This is a genomic window from Shewanella sp. Sh95 (genome assembly GCF_001308045.1).
GTDB lineage: Bacteria > Pseudomonadota > Gammaproteobacteria > Enterobacterales > Shewanellaceae > Shewanella > Shewanella xiamenensis.
Genome location: NZ_LGYY01000146.1, coordinates 142449 through 159287, shown reverse-complemented (window position 1 = coordinate 159287; position 16839 = coordinate 142449). Strand labels below are relative to the sequence as shown.

Here is a 16839-nt window from a genome sequence, read left to right as displayed (position 1 = left end):
CCAATGCACGAATCCCAAATAACCGGCTCTGCGACTCAAACGGTAAAAACGAGTCGCCTAAGCTGGTTCGATGATGTCCTACTATTGGGCATTATGGCCGTACTCGCTGGGTGCGGCCTGATCTACGAATACCTGTTGTCCCACTACGCAGGCAGGATCTTAGGCGCGTTAGAAGCCGCCATTTACACTATGATCGGCCTGATGATCGTCTCCATGGGTCTTGGTGCCTTTGCCGCTCGCAAAATTAAAGATGCCTTTATTGGCTTTGTGGTGCTCGAACTCACGGTCGCGCTCTGCGGCTCGCTGGCGATTTTAATTACCGCAGCCGTAATAGGTTTTGGTCAGCAGCTGCCGATGCTTATCGCCTCCACCTTAGGCTTACCACCGGATCAACTGCCCGAGGGTGGCATGATTGGCTCGCTGCAAAAGCTGAGCGAATATCTGCCCTATGTCTGGGGCGTTTTGCTCGGCTTGATGATCGGGATGGAAATTCCGCTGATCGCGAGGGTAAGACAATCTCTATCAGATGAGCACTTGCTGCATAATGCTGGTACTATTTATGGCGCCGACTATATTGGCGCGGGCATTGGCGCAGCCATTTGGGTCGGCTTTATGCTGGCTATTGACATACAACTGGCCGCAGCACTCACCGCCAGCTTTAACTTGTTAGCTGGGTTTGTATTTATCTGGCGCTTTTGGCCAAAGATCCAAAGACCGAAATTACTGTTAGTGGGCCACTTAGTCGTCACTGGCGTATTGTTGCTGCTCGCCATTCGAGGGCCAAGCTGGGAGCAACAGTTCAACAATCTGCTTTACAAAGATAAGGTGGTCTATGCCAAGGCAACGCGTTTTCAACAGTTGACCTTTACAGAGCGCCTACGCGGCAATGGTCTTCTCCCCGTATATGCCTTGTATATCAATGGTCGTTTACAGTTTTCGAGTAGCGATGAACACATTTACCATGCGTTTTTAGTTCATCCAACCCTTGCAGCTAGCGCTCGTCATAACAAGGTATTAATCATTGGCGGCGGTGATGGGCTGGGCCTAAAACAAGTGCTGCGCTGGGAGCCTGAGCAAGTGACCTTACTCGATCTTGATGCCGCATTGGTGCAACTCTTTAAAACGCCCGATACGGATATGCCTAAGCGTTTAAGCCAAGCCCTGTTAGCCCTCAATGGCAATGCCTTTAACAATCCTCGCGTTAAGGTGATCCACGACGATGCCTTTAACGGAGTCGATAAATTGATTGCCACAGGGAATAAATACGACGCCATTATTGTGGACTTGCCCGATCCTAGCCATCCCGATTTAAATAAGCTCTATTCGGATTATTTCTATCGCAAGCTCAAGGAACTAATGAGCAGTGATGGCGCTCTGACTGTACAGTCAACCTCGCCCTATCACGCGCAAAAGGCCTTTATCTCGGTCGCGAAAACCTTGGCTTTAGCGGGGTTTGACGTAAAACAGTATCACCATAACGTCCCAAGCTTTGGAGAATGGGGCTGGAGCATTGCCACTGTATCGGGAAAAGATGCCCAGCATCGCCTAGGCGAGCTGACAGCACTGCCGATAGCGGATGACTGGTTAACCTTAGGTTTAGTCAAAGGCGCCTTTGAATTTCCTGCCAATTTTTATCAGGACGCCGCCAATATTAAGCCTAACGAACTCGGTTCGTTGCAGTTGTACCATTACCATCAACAGGCATGGTCCGAAACCCAAGGACTGGATCTTTTTTAACGGATAAAGATAGTACTTGACATATTATGTCCCGATGCTATCTTTGAACACAGACATAATATGTCAATAAGGACAAATATGAATATCCATACTCTTGCTAATCACCTCAACAGCCTTGGCAATAACAGCCAGACCGGCTTCCAATTCGATTGCTATCCAATTGATGGTGAAGTCGAAGTGTTGCAAGTGAATGTGGTCGGCCGTGAAGAAATCCCGGTATTCGTATCGGTTACGGACAACCAAATTCTCTGCATCAGCTACCTGTGGGGCGAGAACGAAGTAAACCAAGAACGTCGCAGCGAAATGTTTGAGACCATGCTCGAATTAAACATTCCAATGCCATTGTCAGCCTTTGCCAAAATTGATGACAAATACGTGGTTTACGGCGCGCTGTCTCTGCAATCTAGCATGCTCGAAATCGAGCAAGAGTTAGCAGTCTTATCCGATAACTGCTTAGAAGTTATCGATGAAATGGTCGACTATCTGAAATAAGGAGCCACAATTATGGGCATTCTGAACAAAATTTTAACAGCGTTTCGCGGTGGTGCCACCGAAGTTGGCCAAAGCATCGTAGACGCAAACTCGACTCGAATTTTCGAACAGGAAATCCGTGATGCCGAGAAACACTTAACCAACGCCAAGCGCGAACTGACCGATGTGATGGCGAAAGAAATGCAAGCCAGCCGCGAAGTTGACCGCTTAAAGCGCTCAATTGCCGAACACGAAGGCTATGCAACGCAAGCATTAGATAAAGGCAACGAAGCCTTAGCCATTGAAGTAGCTGAAAAAATTGCTCAATTAGAGCAAGAGCTGGCCGAGCAGCAAACTGCGAATGACAGCTTCAGCGCCCATGCAGTACGTCTGAAAGATTTAGTGAAGAAGACCGAGCGTCAACTGTCTGATTATCAACGTCAGTTAAGCATGGTAAAAACCACCGAAAGCGTGCAAAAAGCCACGGCAACGATTACCGACTCTTTCGCATCAAGCAACTCTAAGCTACTGAATGCAAAAGACTCTTTAGAGCGTATCAAAGCGCGTCAGCAGCAGTTTGATGACAGATTAAAAGCAGCTGAAGCCTTAGCCGAAGAAGGCAGTGATAAATCATTGCAGGCTAAGTTAGCTGAAGCGGGCATTGGTGAGCAAAAATCCAATGCTAACGCTGTGCTCGAACGTATCAAGGCACGTAAAAGCTAATTAAGATTGACCAAACGCCGAGCACTGATGGGACCATCACCCCCTATTGTGCTCGGCTTTTTTGTTTTAGGTATACCAACATTCACCCAAGTCTAAGCTAACTCATGGGTTAGTTCAGAACATTGGCGCACAGCTTAGGAGCGAATATGGGATTTTTTAACAGTATTTTTGGTAAAAAGGCGCCTCCAGCGCGTGAACTCAATCATCCCTCCGCGCTCAAGATCGGTGACATGATCTCCATCGACAATAGTTTTGCACTGCCACCACAATTGCGCGGCCAACAACTCAAAGTCGAAGCCGTTAATACCTACGAATTTGAACGTAAACAACAAACCGAATGGGTACTCAAAGGGCATGGTAGTGACACCTTGTTTTTAAGCATCGAAGAAGACGATGAAACTTACCTTGCTTTTTCCCTTAAAATTACCCGCTCCCAGGTTGAGCAACTATTCGACCTAGAGCAATTTAGCACCCTGTTCGATGAGCCTGGACACGCCGAGCTCACCACCCAAGAGTTATCACCACCGTTAGCCGAGCAGCTCGAACAATGGTTGGGCAAGCAATACCACCAAGTGAGTTTTGCACTCTTTGGCTACTTCCACCGTGAAGATTATCGAGGACTTAAACCGCCGCAGGATGCCAATGGCGCCAGCGGTGAACCCTTCGAATATTATTTGCTGCTCGATGATGACGAAAGCCGCGCAGTCGAAGTTGAAGTGTATGAGGGTGGCGATACCGATGTGGTACTGACCTTATACCGCCCCTTGTCAGATATTCGCGACTACTGGCCCGGTCAGTAAAATTTGGCAAAAGATAAAGTGCGTGACTCGCACTTTATCGCTTAAGCCATTACAATCCCCATTGAATTGGCTCGCAATATACGGTTGATAGCAACAGGTAAAACCCAATGAGTAAAATGAAACACCCTCTTCCAGAGCAATGGCAGAAGAACCAAGATGCTGCAAAGGCAACTCAAGTGGCTTTCGACCTCGATGAAAAGTTTCAATATTCTATTCGTAAAGCGGCGCTCGATGCGGGCGTTAGCCCTTCCGATCAGATCAGAACGATTTTGGGCTTAAGTGTTTCAAAACGTCCGACTCGCCCCCGTTTAACCGTGTCACTTAACGCCGACGATTATGTGCAACTTGCTGAAAAATACGGCCTAAGTGCTGATGCCCAGCTTGAAATTAAACGTAGAGTACTCGAAGATCTCGTGCGCTTTGTCGCAAAGGACTAATAATTTCAGCGTTAATCCTGCACAAAAATCGGCGTCAAATGGCCTGACTGGACTAACTCGGGCGATTTATCACAAAGTTAATTTACTCATAGCGTAAACTCTTTTACCTTAAACATTCGCCTTAAAACACAGGGATCATGTTAGGCATGACAGATAAAACCTCTTGGTCACTCCGCGCCGTTGGTAATCCCTCACCCATCGAAGTTGCAATGATGCTGCTATCGCTGCTATCGGTGATCATAGTGCTAGTGATGACCTTTGGCCGTCTCGATACAGAAACCTATCGATTACTCTTTTTCATCGATACCACGATTTGCATGATTTTTATGGTCAACTTTTTTGCTGGCCTATTACGCTCGCGGAATAAACTCTTTTACCTACGCCATCATTGGATCGATTTCATCGCCAGTATTCCTGCTATTGAGGCGCTACGCATTGCTCGGGTCTTCCAAATCCTACGGGTGATCCGTTTAATCCGTATGAGCCGCTCCTTCCTTATCCCACTGATAAAACAACGTAAACAAGCCACCCTTGCCAGTTTGCTGGTGGCGATGGTGACCATTTTAACCTTCGCTTCAATTATTATTTTGATTGTCGAAAGCGGCACTGAAGGCGCCAATATCCAAACCGCCGAGCAGGCTATTTGGTGGGCATTAGTGACCATTTCGACCGTAGGTTACGGCGACTTTTATCCCGTCAGCACCGCGGGGCATATTGTGGGTGGCATAGTGATCGTAAGTGGTGTGAGTTTTTTCGGGGTAATTTCGGGGTATATGGCTTCTGTGTTTGTTGCACCAGATGAAAGCGAACGACAGGAGCGCCAAGATGCCCATAAGGCAGAAATCAAGTCAGAACTTGAACTAGCGCTTGCTAGAATGGAAGAAACCCAGCGGCAAATGGAGCAAAATCAGGCACAGATGCTGGCCAAAATTGCTGAGTTAAAACAAGCTTTAGAAGCCCAAAAAAATTAGGAAGGCACTGCCTTCCTAAGCTTCGTTCAATATGGCGATTCCAACAGGCCGTTTACCAATAGGTCGTTTGCTCAATCGCGTTTTGTCTCGATGCCTCCATCGCAAAAAGTAAGCTTTGCTGCTTGTCCTCAAGCCAATCGGTTAAATCGACACCAAGCGATTTGGCCGCAAGTGTTAATTGTCGATAACAGGCTAAGGTTCTAATCCCTAACACTAAATCCTGCCATGGCGCCCTAAAGGCATCACGGGATTTTGCCTCATATAAAAGCCCATACGCTTGCCCTATTTGAATACTCTCATCCAGCAACGCGGCACACTGCAAATAATCCTCGGCGGTCATTGTTTTATCGCTAGGCATGGCAGCTAAAATCGCCTGCCATGAGGCTTCCTGAGCATGATCAGCATGGTGGGATAATCCAAGCTCTGCGGGCAGTTCGATATTCCCCGCGCTGAGTGCCAATAGGATCTCGACAATCGCTAACTGCAATTGACCGTATTCAACTCTTTGCCAGAGTAAATTTAACCGCCCAGAGATATCCATGGCTTCAAATTGCAGCTGTAGTTGTTGCATCAAAGCTTGACGGGCGTCGTGCCGAGTTAATAAGCCTTTTTGACTACCGAGCAAGGCTGCTAAGGCCTGTGCCTCTTCAATAAACGTTAGTTGTGATTCAATAAGATTAAATTGCTGCATCAAAGTAGCATTAGCGAGACCAAACTGGCTCAGAGTCATCCGCAATAAACGAATACAAGCACGCATCCGCCACCAAAGGGCTATCTGAGCTTCGTTATCTTGTTCATCAGCTATCATCGCCTCAAGCAACTGCCAACGTTCAAGTGCCGTTTCAAGTAACACTTGGCAGGTCGCCGTTAAATCCTGTTGATGGGGTTGATGTAGATTCAAATCTTCAGGCACAGGCAGAGGCAAAAACTCCAGCGCACTTAAGGCTAACGGCTTAGATTGCCCCGCGAGTCGATAGCCCCGCTGCGCCTTACTGGCTTTGCCTAAACGCACTGGAACAGTATCAGCCACTTCCGTTGCCAATACTAATAGTGCATTAGCATCTCCACTTAACAGCTCAAATTCCAGTTCACAGAGCGCCTCGTGCTTGCCATTGGCGGTAATTTCGCCAGTATCTAAGGCGACCTCCACTAGGCTATTTCCCACAGTTACATGCCAAGCTCGGCGATAAAAATCAGTATGGAACACGCAACCAAGCTCAGTTTGTACAGCGGTTAGATTAGCATTTAAGGGCCAAATGTTTGCCGGAAACAGGCTTAAATCAGGGCTATCAGCTTGAATAGTGACATTATATTCGGGGCGTGAATGGATCCCTCCAATCACTTGCCCTGCTGTTTTGATGGTTTGTTCTTTGTGTCCATCATAGCCACGAACCCGCAATCCCATATCCCATTGACGCAATTGCAATGTGGGTGTGTCAAAGTAACCGTTGGTTAAACGACGTGTGCCTTGCGGAGCAGCATTTTCTAAGCTATCTAGCTTATTTATCAGGGTTTCTAGAAATTTAGGTAGGAAAAACAGTTTTAATTCAATCTCAGCATTCATTACTGCACCGCTCATTTTGTCATCAAATATTCATTCACGCGTCATTTTTAGTTCATAATGTCACAAATGTGTCATAAAAATCCCGTAGGATTTGGTTTTGAAGTTGGTATATAACCCGTTAGAATAAAGCTGTGATTTTTTCTCAAAAAACACAGTTTCAATACGCGGACGCATAGGGTAACATGCGCCCGCTTTTTCCAATCATGGAACAATCTAAATAGGTAAACGGCAATGCCAGTAAACTCTATTTTGGGCGTGTTTGCAAAATCGCCAATTAAGCCTCTTCAAGAGCACATGGACAAAGTCTACGATTGCGCATCGTTACTGGTCCCCTTTTTCGAAGCCACCATCACAGGTAACTGGGATGCTGCAGTTCAACTACGTAAACAAATTAGTTTAGCGGAAAAGCAAGGGGACTCACTCAAACGTGAAATTCGCCTCACTCTGCCAAGCGGTTTGTTTATGCCTGTTGAGCGTACAGATCTATTGGAACTACTGACACAACAAGACAAAATCGCTAACAAAGCAAAAGATATCTCTGGTCGTGTAATCGGCCGTCAATTGCTTATCCCTCAGGTCATGCAAGTCCCCTTTATCGCATACTTACAACGTTGTATCGACGCTGTTGGTCTTGCAAAAGAAGTCATTAACGAACTCGAAGATTTGCTCGAAGCAGGTTTCCGTGGTCGTGAAGTCGACTTAGTGGCCAAAATGATCAACGAACTCGATATCATCGAAGAAGATACTGACGATTTACAAATTCAACTTCGTCGTCAATTATTCGCATTGGAATCAGAATTGAATCCTGTCGATGTGATGTTCCTCTATAAAACGATTGAATGGGTCGGCGGTCTTGCAGATCTGGCCGAACGCGTCGGTTCGCGTCTTGAGCTTATGCTTGCTCGCGTTTAATAAATAAGGTTATCAAGGTATCAATATGGTTGATGCAGGTATGGAGGTGGCTAACGTATTAGCCACTAATGGGCCGTGGCTTATTGCCATTGCGGCTGCGTTTGGTTTTCTAATGGCGTGGGGCATTGGTGCAAACGATGTGGCCAATGCGATGGGAACCTCTGTTGGTTCTAACGCTATTACGATTAAACAAGCGATTATTATCGCTATGATCTTCGAATTTGCAGGTGCTTTTTTGGCCGGCGGCGAAGTGACCAGTACAATCCGTAACGGTATTATTGATTCAAGTTATTTTACCCAAACCCCTGAATTGCTGGTATATGGCATGATTGGCTCATTGTTAGCTGCGGGGATTTGGTTAGTCGTGGCATCGGCATTAGGCTGGCCAGTATCAACGACTCACTCAATTGTAGGCGCGATTATCGGCTTCGCGGCTGTAGGCGTTGGCACTGAGTCTGTCGCTTGGGAAAAAGTAGGCGGTATTGTTGGTTCTTGGGTCATTACACCAGCAATCTCTGGCTTTATGGCGTTCATTCTGTTCCAAAGCACTCAAAAACTGATTTTCAACACCGATAACCCACTTGCTAATGCTAAACGTTATGTACCTTTCTACATGGCGTTCGCAGGCTTTATGATGTCATTAGTCACGATCCTCAAAGGGTTGTCACACGTTGGCATTCATTTAAAAGGTGCCGAAGCTTATATCCTGGCGGGCGTAATAGCATTGGTCGTTGGTATCATAGGTAAAGTGTTTATTTCTCGTCTAAAAATGGATGAGAAAGCAAGCCACAAAACCATGTACGCTAACGTCGAAAAAGTGTTTGCGATCCTGATGGTTTTAACCGCTTGTTGTATGGCATTCGCCCACGGTTCAAACGATGTTGCAAATGCGATTGGTCCTTTAGCTGCGGTGGTATCTGTAGTTAATAGTGGTGGCCAAATTGCATCTAAATCACCGTTAGTATGGTGGATCCTACCTTTAGGTGCTGTCGGTATCGTTATGGGTCTGGCGATTTTCGGTCAGCGCGTAATGCAAACCATTGGTAAAAATATTACTCACTTAACCCCAAGTCGCGGTTTTGCTGCCGAATTAGCCGCAGCCTCTACTGTAGTGATTGCTTCTGGTACTGGTTTACCTATCTCTACCACACAAACGTTAGTCGGTGCGGTATTAGGTGTGGGTATGGCCCGTGGTATTGCGGCAATTAATATTGGTGTGGTGCGTAACATTGTTGTGTCTTGGGTGGTTACTTTACCTGCGGGTGCAGGTCTATCGATCATCTTCTTCTATATGATTAAAGGCATCTTTAACTAAGAAGCACATGACGACTATGGCAAGCTCGCCGTAGAAATGTACTAAACACAGAGGAATTGCTAGCATGGATGCGGCAAAGTTGAGGGAAGTCTATGACTTCCCTCTTGCATTGCAGGCCTCAAATCCCTAGCATGTGGTCACTATTTCGTTGATGAGAATACAAAAGTGTTAAGAATGCTGACTCTGGTGGGAATGATGTTACTCTCCCCTAACCTGCTGGCCGAAGGCCAACCCCGCTATATCTCGGATAACGTGTTTCTTTATATTCTCAACGGCCCTGGTACTGATTATCGTATTTTGGGTTCGATTGAAGCGGGACAACCCGTTACGTTACTTGGCGAAACTCAGGGTGATTATTCAAAAATAATCGACCATAAAGGTCGTGAAGGTTGGGTGCCAACCAACTTAATCAGTTCAACGCCTAGTTTTCGTGAGCAAGTTTCAACACTCACTAATGAGTTAAACGAAACCAAAGCCAAGCTTGCAGAAGTCTTAAGTTCGACGAATAACCATTCCGATGAAGTGGATGAACTCAAAGCCAAGCTAAGCGAAGCCGAAGCTATGCTGAACAAAACCACTCAAGAGCGTGATAACCTCAAAGTAGCGGTTGATCGTAGCGCCCAAGAGGCACAATTTGCCCTATGGCGTGAGGGTGGACTGATTGCCGCCGCCGGTTTAGTGGTTGGGGTAATTTTGGTATATCTGCCAAGACCACAACGCCGCAACAAGAAGCGTTGGATGTAAATTTTTACGCAAATAATCTGAAAGTCAAAGCTAAAGCCAGTGTTTTCAAACACTGGCTTTTTGTCAATCAAGCGTTACAACTAACGCTTAACAAGCCAATCAAACAATCCTCACATTCTTTCACGCTATAGTGTTGTCCGTCACATTTTGGTTGTATAATCTGCGCGCGCAAAGCTTCATATTGTATACAAAATATCAAATGCGTTTCGCGCCCCCCATTTTTGTTTCAACAATAGAGCCGAAAACAACTGGCCAAGATGGAAGCGATTACTATGTTCAAAGCGAGTGAAGTGCTGGCAGGCCGCTACGATTCTGCCAATCTCGACGAACTGTTCAAAGCCGTCACCGACAACTACATTGTCGATGAAGAACAATACTTGTCAGAGCTAATCAAACTAGTACCCTCCAGTGATGAAGCCATCGAGCGCGTCACTCGTCGTGCCCACGAACTGGTAAACAAAGTTCGTCAATTTGAGAAAAAAGGCTTAATGGTTGGCATCGATGCCTTCCTGCAGCAATACAGCTTAGAAACACAGGAAGGCATCATCCTGATGTGTTTAGCCGAAGCCCTGCTGCGTATTCCCGATGCGGCCACCGCCGACGCCTTGATTGAAGATAAACTTTCAGGCGCAAAATGGGATGAACACTTAAGCAAAAGCGATTCGGTGCTCGTTAATGCCTCCACTTGGGGCCTAATGCTCACGGGTAAAATTGTTAGCTTAGATAAAAAAATCGATGGTAGCCCAAGTAGCCTATTAGGCCGTTTAGTCAATCGTTTAGGTGAGCCTGTGATCCGCCAAGCCATGATGGCAGCGATGAAGATTATGGGTAAGCAGTTCGTTCTCGGCCGCACCATGAAAGAAGCGCTCAAGAACAGCGAAGACAAGCGTAAATTAGGTTACACCCACTCCTACGATATGCTGGGAGAAGCCGCGCTAACGCGTAAAGATGCCGAAAAATACTTTAACGATTATGCCAATGCGATTACCGAGTTAGGCGCGCAAAGCTATAACGAAAGTGAATCACCACGCCCAACCATTTCTATCAAGCTGTCGGCATTGCACCCACGTTACGAAGTCGCTAACGAAGACCGTGTATTGACCGAGCTATACGACACCGTTATTCGCCTGATTAAACTCGCGCGCGGATTAAATATCGGCATTTCTATCGACGCCGAAGAAGTTGACCGTCTTGAGCTGTCATTAAAACTGTTCCAAAAACTGTTTAATTCTGACGCCACTAAGGGTTGGGGCTTACTAGGTATCGTGGTGCAAGCTTACTCTAAGCGCGCCCTGCCAGTGCTGGTATGGTTAACCCGCCTAGCGAAAGAGCAAGGCGACGAAATTCCCGTTCGCTTAGTGAAAGGCGCCTACTGGGATAGCGAGCTGAAATGGGCACAACAAGCTGGCGAAGCTGCTTACCCACTCTACACCCGCAAAGCCGGTACCGACGTATCTTACTTAGCCTGTGCGCGTTACCTGTTATCCGACGCCACCCGCGGCGCGATTTACCCACAATTTGCCAGCCACAACGCGCAAACAGTGGCGGCCATTTCCGATATGGCGGGCGATCGTAACCACGAATTCCAACGTCTACACGGTATGGGACAAGAGCTGTACGACACGATTCTGTCGGAAGCGGGCGCGAAAGCGGTACGTATCTATGCCCCAATCGGTGCCCATAAGGATCTGCTGCCCTACCTAGTGCGTCGCCTGCTGGAAAACGGTGCGAACACCTCGTTCGTACACAAGCTGGTCGATCCGAAAACCCCTATCGAGTCTTTAGTGGTTCACCCACTGAAAACCCTGACAGGCTACAAAACCCTGGCTAACAACAAAATCGTTTTACCTACCGACATCTTCGGTAGCGATCGCAAAAATTCCAAGGGACTCAATATGAACATCATTTCAGAAGCAGAGCCATTCTTCGCGGCCTTAGACAAATTCAAATCGACGCAGTGGCAAGCGGGCCCTCTGGTTAATGGTCAAACCTTAACTGGCGAGCACAAAACCGTGGTTAGCCCATTCGATACCACTCAAACCGTGGGCCAAGTGGCCTTTGCCGACAAAGCGGCTATCGAACAAGCCGTGTCTTCTGCTCATGCAGCTTTCGCCTCTTGGACCCGTACGCCTGTTGAAGTGCGCGCCTCGGCACTGCAAAAGCTTGCGGATCTGTTAGAAGAAAACCGCGAAGAACTGATTGCCCTGTGTACCCGTGAAGCGGGCAAGAGCATACAAGACGGTATTGACGAAGTGCGTGAAGCCGTAGACTTCTGCCGCTACTACGCGGTGCAAGCTAAAAAGCTGATGTCAAAACCTGAACTGCTCCCAGGCCCAACAGGAGAGCTCAACGAACTCTTCCTCCAAGGTCGCGGTGTGTTCGTCTGTATTAGCCCATGGAACTTCCCATTAGCGATCTTCTTAGGCCAAGTATCGGCGGCCCTCGCTGCGGGTAACACTGTGGTCGCAAAACCCGCTGAACAGACGTCTATCATTGGTTACCGCGCAGTGCAGTTAGCACACCAAGCGGGTATTCCAACGGACGTGCTGCAATATCTACCAGGCACTGGCGCTACCGTAGGTAACGCACTGACGGCTGATGAGCGCATCGGTGGCGTATGCTTTACCGGTTCAACGGGCACAGCCAAACTCATTAACCGCACACTGGCAAACCGTGAAGGCGCAATCATTCCGTTAATCGCCGAAACTGGTGGTCAAAACGCAATGGTGGTTGACTCTACTTCTCAGCCAGAACAAGTGGTTAACGATGTAGTGTCTTCATCCTTCACCAGTGCGGGTCAACGCTGCTCGGCGCTGCGTGTACTCTTCCTACAGGAAGATATTGCAGACCGCGTTATCGATGTTCTGCAAGGTGCGATGGATGAGTTAGTGATTGGCAACCCAAGTTCAGTGAAAACCGACGTAGGCCCAGTTATCGATGCGACCGCGAAGGCTAACCTTGACGCCCATATCGACCACATCAAGCAAGTCGGTAAGCTTATCAAGCAAATGTCTCTGCCAGCGGGCACTGAGAATGGTCACTTTGTAGCGCCAACTGCCGTTGAAATCGACTCAATCAAAGTGCTTGAAAAAGAACACTTTGGTCCAATCCTGCATGTGATCCGCTACAAGGCCGCTGAACTTGCCCATGTAATCGATGAAATCAACAGCACAGGTTTTGGCTTAACTTTAGGTATCCACAGCCGTAACGAAGGCCATGCCCTCGAAGTCGCTGATAAAGTGAACGTAGGTAACGTGTACATCAACCGTAACCAAATCGGCGCAGTCGTTGGCGTTCAGCCTTTCGGCGGTCAAGGTCTGTCGGGCACAGGTCCAAAAGCCGGTGGTCCACACTACTTAACTCGCTTTGTGACTGAAAAGACCCGCACTAATAACATCACCGCTATCGGCGGTAACGCGACCCTGTTGTCACTGGGTGATAGTGAAGAATAAGCTCTCTCACCTGTGAGAGTTGAACAAAAGCCAGACGGAGTCTGGCTTTTTTATTGGCTAATGAATGCTTATACCTTAAATTCAATTCGAGAAATGAGCACAGAAATCAGCGGCACCCTGAACTTTTCTGCCGTTACACTTTCAGTCGTGGCTTCTTTTTTCATCCTCTGAGACTTTCTCTGTCTCAATTCAGGCCAGTAGTTTTGGTAATGGTTCGTGGAGCCAATAGGCGGCATCATGGTTTCTAGCTATCGTATTCCCTCATTGCCTGCCGCAGGCCCTTGCACTGTTACACCAGTGACACGCCGTGAATACGTCCCTGTAGGCTCTACTAAAACATCCATGTTTTAGAAGGTCACTGGCGCAACAATGCTTGATTTGGTGCAACCATTGATAGTCGAGTAATGCCTGTCCTGACCTCATCTTCAATTTTGTCTTTTCGTTGCAAAATTTAACAATGGGTGTCTCGATAAATCGTTTCTATAATTACACGCAAAAACTACTTATGTTACTTTCGAATACAATTTGCTTACTTGCTCTATTTATAGTTTTTATTCTACAGTTGCGTAACCCAGTTACTCCAATAAGATTACTAAAATTGTGTTCAAAAACTTCGACAGAAACTAACTGTTCACCTTCAATTAGTTCATCACAAACATTGAATAAATCCAAGATAAGTAAACCACTATCGCGCCGGTAGTCTTTTGCCTCAAAAATTACTCTACTCGATTTAGTAAAAGCTTTGACCATTAAGTAGTCGGAATTACTACTCATATTGTTCACAACATGCAAGCTTGCTACTGGATTATTTATACAAGAGTATATATGTTCATCTGCGTTCAGTAGCATCAAGTCATTTAACTGTACAATAATATTGTGATTTTCGCACTCTACCCCTTTGATTTCACTTTCAAAAGCATTGTGTGATATATAAGCTAACCATGGCGTCAATGGCATAAAGTAAAATGGACTTTCGAGCTGTTCGCCTATGTACGTTTTTAGCTGTTGCGGGTAGAAGAACTTTGTAATATCTTCTCGGTTATAAAAACTCCGTATAACTGGCTTATCAGAGGTTAAGAAAGGGATTCGAGTGCTATTAATAATAATCACCGCACATTTATGTAATCGAGTTATAGCCTTTGTATTAGCTAAATATAAAAGCCGTTTTAATGAAATTTCACCGTAAAGAGTTCTATTAAGCTCCCCTCCTTCAAACATATCAGCCCACTCTGATACTTTATCCCATGATTTTTGGTATGTTTTTACTGAGCTTTTCGTTCTAAAAAACTGAACAGCTACAAACAATGAAAGAATCGAAAATATTTCATTAGAAAATTCTCCGTCGAGTAGCTTCTTTACTGCTTGAGCATAATGGCTCTCAATTACAGCAAGATAATTTTCGATAATAGGGCTTTCAGGGTTATCAGACTCTAAATTGTAAAACCTCGTCTCTGTAAAGAGACTATGCCCTAATCCTCTCATTTTCCAAGGTTTATCAAGGTCAGATGAATTAACGAACACACCAGCTTCAAACTCTTCTCTATCTTTTGATATAGAATCATCAATAAAGTGCTTAAGATAGGCTCTTGGTACGATATGTTGATTTTTTTTGTTAGCCACATTTAACCAAATGGTGTAAGTGAATTTATTCAGATACATTGACAGGTGTAGACATAAGAGGCAAACACTAATGAGTGTAGTGATGTGACATGGGATGGATAGTGTAGTGGTCAAGTAAAATTGGCCACGGTTTTAGAGTCATTCCAATATAAACGTTCTGACTCATTTGGCCTTAACCCACCATTATATTGATGAGGTCTGGTCTTGCTGTAATATCCAGTGATGTAGTTTGTGATCTATTTATGTGCTTCTATAAAATTCCCATAACCACTTGCGGGTATCCATTCAGATTTCAAACTTCTAAAGAAACGCTCCGTTGGTGCATTATCCCAACAATTTCCACGACTCATGCTTTGCTCAATCTGAAGATGCCATATTAATTGTCTGAATTTCAAGCTCGTGTAATGTGAGCCTTGATTAAAAAGACAGGACAGGCGCAGATCTTTGGAGATTAATAGCTCGCACAGTTGCTACAGAAGTTCACCATCCCCTCGGAGTTGCCGCAGGGCATTTGCGTTCGTTGCGTGCGTGAGCGAGGCATGGTCGTTCACGTGCATCCATGCACTTCACGACATTCAGGCATCCTGCCTATCAGATGCCGAGATAGCGTCAGTCGAATCAGGGACGAGCGTCTGACGCGATAGCATAAAAACGCTTAATGCCCAAAGGGTTTTCAACTCAGCTAGGGGCGTCTTGGAGCATCCAAGGAGGATAGGACGAGCATTCCTCCTTGGTCGACTCTTGATTAAAAATCAGGGGGTGAAGCCCCATGACGTTGATTCACCTCGGCCGTTAGGCCATGATTCAAGATTCGTGACACAACCCCAACACATTTTTCTCACTCACTTACCTGACAAGAATTTCCTCAAAACTGAGTCTCACTAAGCAAGAGGTTTCAAAGCCAATGTGAGCGGCTTCAAATTGTGAATAGGCGAGATTTGAAAGCGATATGAGGGGATTGCGCCTAAGAGATAAAAACCTTCATAATCGCCGTTCAATCAACTGATTTTTTACTTTCTCAACGTCACTTTCTCAAGGCAACTATGACATTCTCGCTATTAGATATTTCTGCATTGACGTGGTTTATCGTTTCTTGGGCTGGCTATACCGCTTTTGCCCGACGTAAGGCGAAGGATACCGACTGTATTGCCCGTGGCCTGCATAAGCACAGGATCTACTGGATGCTCGAACTGATGACTCGAGGCGTGCGGGTAGGCGATGCGGCGTTATTAGCGAACCTTGAACGCAATATTGCCTTTTTTGCCTCGACCACGCTATTCGTGCTCGCAGGGGTACTAACCCTATTTGCGCAGGTTGAACGCCTTGAGGCCGTGATTGCCACTATTCCCTATGCGACGCCACCAAATCATTCATTGGTACAAGTTAAATTAGCGTTATTAGTGGTCATTTTTGTGATGGCGTTTTTCCAATTTACCTGGTCGATGCGCCAATACGGCTTTGTGAACGTGATGATAGGCGCAGGCCCAATGGATAGCGAAGGCGCCAACGACAACCTCAAAGCCTACGCGCGGCAAATGGCAACGGTGCAAGACCAAGCCGCCCACTCCTATAACTATGGCCTGCGGGCTTACTACTTTTCGATGGCCGTGCTCTGCTGGTTCGTGCACCCTATCCTATTTATTTTGGCTAGCCTGTTTGTGGTGGTCACCCTCTATCGCCGCGAATTTAAATCCCGTGCTGTTATGGCCATTACCGCTGCGAAGGCACATTTAGGAACCGAATACCAAGCGCGAGAAACTCAGCGTCAATCCAAGTAGTCGTCATTTAGCCTGAGACTGCGCCAGTAAAGCGCAGTCTAATTCTTGTTCTATACTCATTGGGTTAATCACCAATCAATAATGGGAGTGAACCATGAGTGATAATCTGTTAACAGTGGATGAAGTGTGCAAGTTGCTGGATAAGAGCCCTGCGACGATTAAACGCTATGCGCGGGAAAACCTGCTCAGCAGCGTGAAAGACGGTGAAGAATTGCGATTCCCCGAAGAAGAGGTCAAACGTTACTTAGCCTTTTCGCAGCGCTTAGGAAGATAAGCCGCCGCGCCTTTGTCGATTCATCCCCAAATGGACTTGGG

The 16839-nt window shown here is 46.4% G+C and carries 14 protein-coding genes and 1 pseudogene; 12 read left to right on the top strand and 3 right to left on the bottom strand.

Annotated features, from left to right (window positions below; all coding sequences use genetic code 11):
• Window positions 1-3: 3 nt before the first annotated feature.
• From AEA42_RS11170 to AEA42_RS11145, 6 genes are all read left to right on the top strand, one after another.
• Window positions 4-1737 carry a polyamine aminopropyltransferase gene (locus tag AEA42_RS11170; protein WP_055647750.1) on the top strand — a complete coding sequence of 578 codons (1734 nt, stop codon included), beginning with the start codon at window positions 4-6 and terminating at the stop codon, window positions 1735-1737.
• Between the two features lie 78 nt (window positions 1738-1815).
• The gene (locus AEA42_RS11165) at window positions 1816-2229 is read left to right on the top strand and encodes a DUF2170 family protein (protein ID WP_007645549.1); all 414 of its coding nucleotides are present in this window, start codon (window positions 1816-1818) and stop codon (window positions 2227-2229) included.
• Window positions 2230-2241: 12 nt separating this feature from the next.
• The gene (locus AEA42_RS11160) at window positions 2242-2931 is read left to right on the top strand and encodes a PspA/IM30 family protein (protein ID WP_055647749.1); all 690 of its coding nucleotides are present in this window, start codon (window positions 2242-2244) and stop codon (window positions 2929-2931) included.
• A gap of 146 nt (window positions 2932-3077) precedes the next feature.
• Window positions 3078-3731, top strand: coding sequence for a hypothetical protein (locus AEA42_RS11155; RefSeq protein WP_047539554.1), 654 nt, complete (start codon window positions 3078-3080; stop codon window positions 3729-3731).
• A gap of 107 nt (window positions 3732-3838) precedes the next feature.
• Window positions 3839-4168 (top strand): hypothetical protein, encoded by a 330-nt coding sequence (locus AEA42_RS11150; RefSeq protein ID WP_037421772.1) that lies wholly within the window; start codon window positions 3839-3841, stop codon window positions 4166-4168.
• 146 nt (window positions 4169-4314) lie between these two features.
• Complete coding sequence (locus tag AEA42_RS11145; RefSeq protein ID WP_037421864.1) at window positions 4315-5139, top strand: ion transporter; 825 nt, start codon at window positions 4315-4317, stop codon at window positions 5137-5139.
• Between the two features lie 52 nt (window positions 5140-5191).
• Here the strand turns inward: AEA42_RS11145 and AEA42_RS11140 are convergent, their stop codons facing one another.
• Window positions 5192-6703: a CYTH and CHAD domain-containing protein gene (locus tag AEA42_RS11140; protein WP_055647748.1), complete on the bottom strand. Its 1512-nt coding sequence runs from the start codon at window positions 6701-6703 to the stop codon at window positions 5192-5194.
• Between the two features lie 231 nt (window positions 6704-6934).
• On the opposite strand from AEA42_RS11140, the gene AEA42_RS11135 reads away from it, so the two are divergent.
• From AEA42_RS11135 to putA, 4 genes are all read left to right on the top strand, one after another.
• Window positions 6935-7615 (top strand): TIGR00153 family protein, encoded by a 681-nt coding sequence (locus AEA42_RS11135; RefSeq protein ID WP_037421779.1) that lies wholly within the window; start codon window positions 6935-6937, stop codon window positions 7613-7615.
• Between the two features lie 25 nt (window positions 7616-7640).
• Complete coding sequence (locus tag AEA42_RS11130; RefSeq protein WP_080612413.1) at window positions 7641-8930, top strand: inorganic phosphate transporter; 1290 nt, start codon at window positions 7641-7643, stop codon at window positions 8928-8930.
• A 195-nt stretch (window positions 8931-9125) separates the two neighbouring features.
• Complete coding sequence (locus tag AEA42_RS11125; protein ID WP_037431483.1) at window positions 9126-9674, top strand: TIGR04211 family SH3 domain-containing protein; 549 nt, start codon at window positions 9126-9128, stop codon at window positions 9672-9674.
• A 257-nt stretch (window positions 9675-9931) separates the two neighbouring features.
• Window positions 9932-13126 (top strand): bifunctional proline dehydrogenase/L-glutamate gamma-semialdehyde dehydrogenase PutA, encoded by a 3195-nt coding sequence (putA, locus tag AEA42_RS11120; RefSeq protein WP_197278434.1) that lies wholly within the window; start codon window positions 9932-9934, stop codon window positions 13124-13126.
• A gap of 486 nt (window positions 13127-13612) precedes the next feature.
• On the opposite strand, the gene AEA42_RS11115 is transcribed toward putA, so the two are convergent.
• Together AEA42_RS11115 and AEA42_RS21820 are read right to left on the bottom strand one after the other, a co-directional pair.
• Window positions 13613-14746: a DUF4238 domain-containing protein gene (locus AEA42_RS11115; protein WP_181160263.1), complete on the bottom strand. Its 1134-nt coding sequence runs from the start codon at window positions 14744-14746 to the stop codon at window positions 13613-13615.
• 110 nt (window positions 14747-14856) lie between these two features.
• A pseudogene (locus tag AEA42_RS21820) lies at window positions 14857-15162 on the bottom strand (integrase core domain-containing protein); the annotation flags it as partial.
• 627 nt (window positions 15163-15789) lie between these two features.
• Here AEA42_RS21820 and AEA42_RS11110 point away from each other — a divergent pair.
• On the top strand, window positions 15790-16524 hold the full coding sequence (locus AEA42_RS11110) for a DUF599 domain-containing protein (RefSeq protein ID WP_037421785.1): 735 nt from the start codon (window positions 15790-15792) through the stop codon (window positions 16522-16524).
• A 94-nt stretch (window positions 16525-16618) separates the two neighbouring features.
• Window positions 16619-16798 (top strand): helix-turn-helix domain-containing protein, encoded by a 180-nt coding sequence (locus AEA42_RS11105; RefSeq protein WP_011623867.1) that lies wholly within the window; start codon window positions 16619-16621, stop codon window positions 16796-16798.
• Window positions 16799-16839: the final 41 nt, after the last annotated feature.

Bases quoted from the DNA above. Each gene is read 5' to 3' on its own strand.
- AEA42_RS11170 (WP_055647750.1), top strand. From the start codon at position 4: ATGCACGAATCCCAAATAACCGGCTCTGCGACTCAAACGGTAAAAACG.
- AEA42_RS11165 (WP_007645549.1), top strand. From the start codon at position 1,816: ATGAATATCCATACTCTTGCTAATCACCTCAACAGCCTTGGCAATAAC.
- AEA42_RS11160 (WP_055647749.1), top strand. From the start codon at position 2,242: ATGGGCATTCTGAACAAAATTTTAACAGCGTTTCGCGGTGGTGCCACC.
- AEA42_RS11155 (WP_047539554.1), top strand. From the start codon at position 3,078: ATGGGATTTTTTAACAGTATTTTTGGTAAAAAGGCGCCTCCAGCGCGT.
- AEA42_RS11150 (WP_037421772.1), top strand. From the start codon at position 3,839: ATGAGTAAAATGAAACACCCTCTTCCAGAGCAATGGCAGAAGAACCAA.
- AEA42_RS11145 (WP_037421864.1), top strand. From the start codon at position 4,315: ATGACAGATAAAACCTCTTGGTCACTCCGCGCCGTTGGTAATCCCTCA.
- AEA42_RS11140 (WP_055647748.1), bottom strand. From the start codon at position 6,703: ATGAATGCTGAGATTGAATTAAAACTGTTTTTCCTACCTAAATTTCTA.
- AEA42_RS11135 (WP_037421779.1), top strand. From the start codon at position 6,935: ATGCCAGTAAACTCTATTTTGGGCGTGTTTGCAAAATCGCCAATTAAG.
- AEA42_RS11130 (WP_080612413.1), top strand. From the start codon at position 7,641: ATGGTTGATGCAGGTATGGAGGTGGCTAACGTATTAGCCACTAATGGG.
- AEA42_RS11125 (WP_037431483.1), top strand. From the start codon at position 9,126: ATGTTACTCTCCCCTAACCTGCTGGCCGAAGGCCAACCCCGCTATATC.
- putA (WP_197278434.1), top strand. From the start codon at position 9,932: ATGGAAGCGATTACTATGTTCAAAGCGAGTGAAGTGCTGGCAGGCCGC.
- AEA42_RS11110 (WP_037421785.1), top strand. From the start codon at position 15,790: ATGACATTCTCGCTATTAGATATTTCTGCATTGACGTGGTTTATCGTT.
- AEA42_RS11105 (WP_011623867.1), top strand. From the start codon at position 16,619: ATGAGTGATAATCTGTTAACAGTGGATGAAGTGTGCAAGTTGCTGGAT.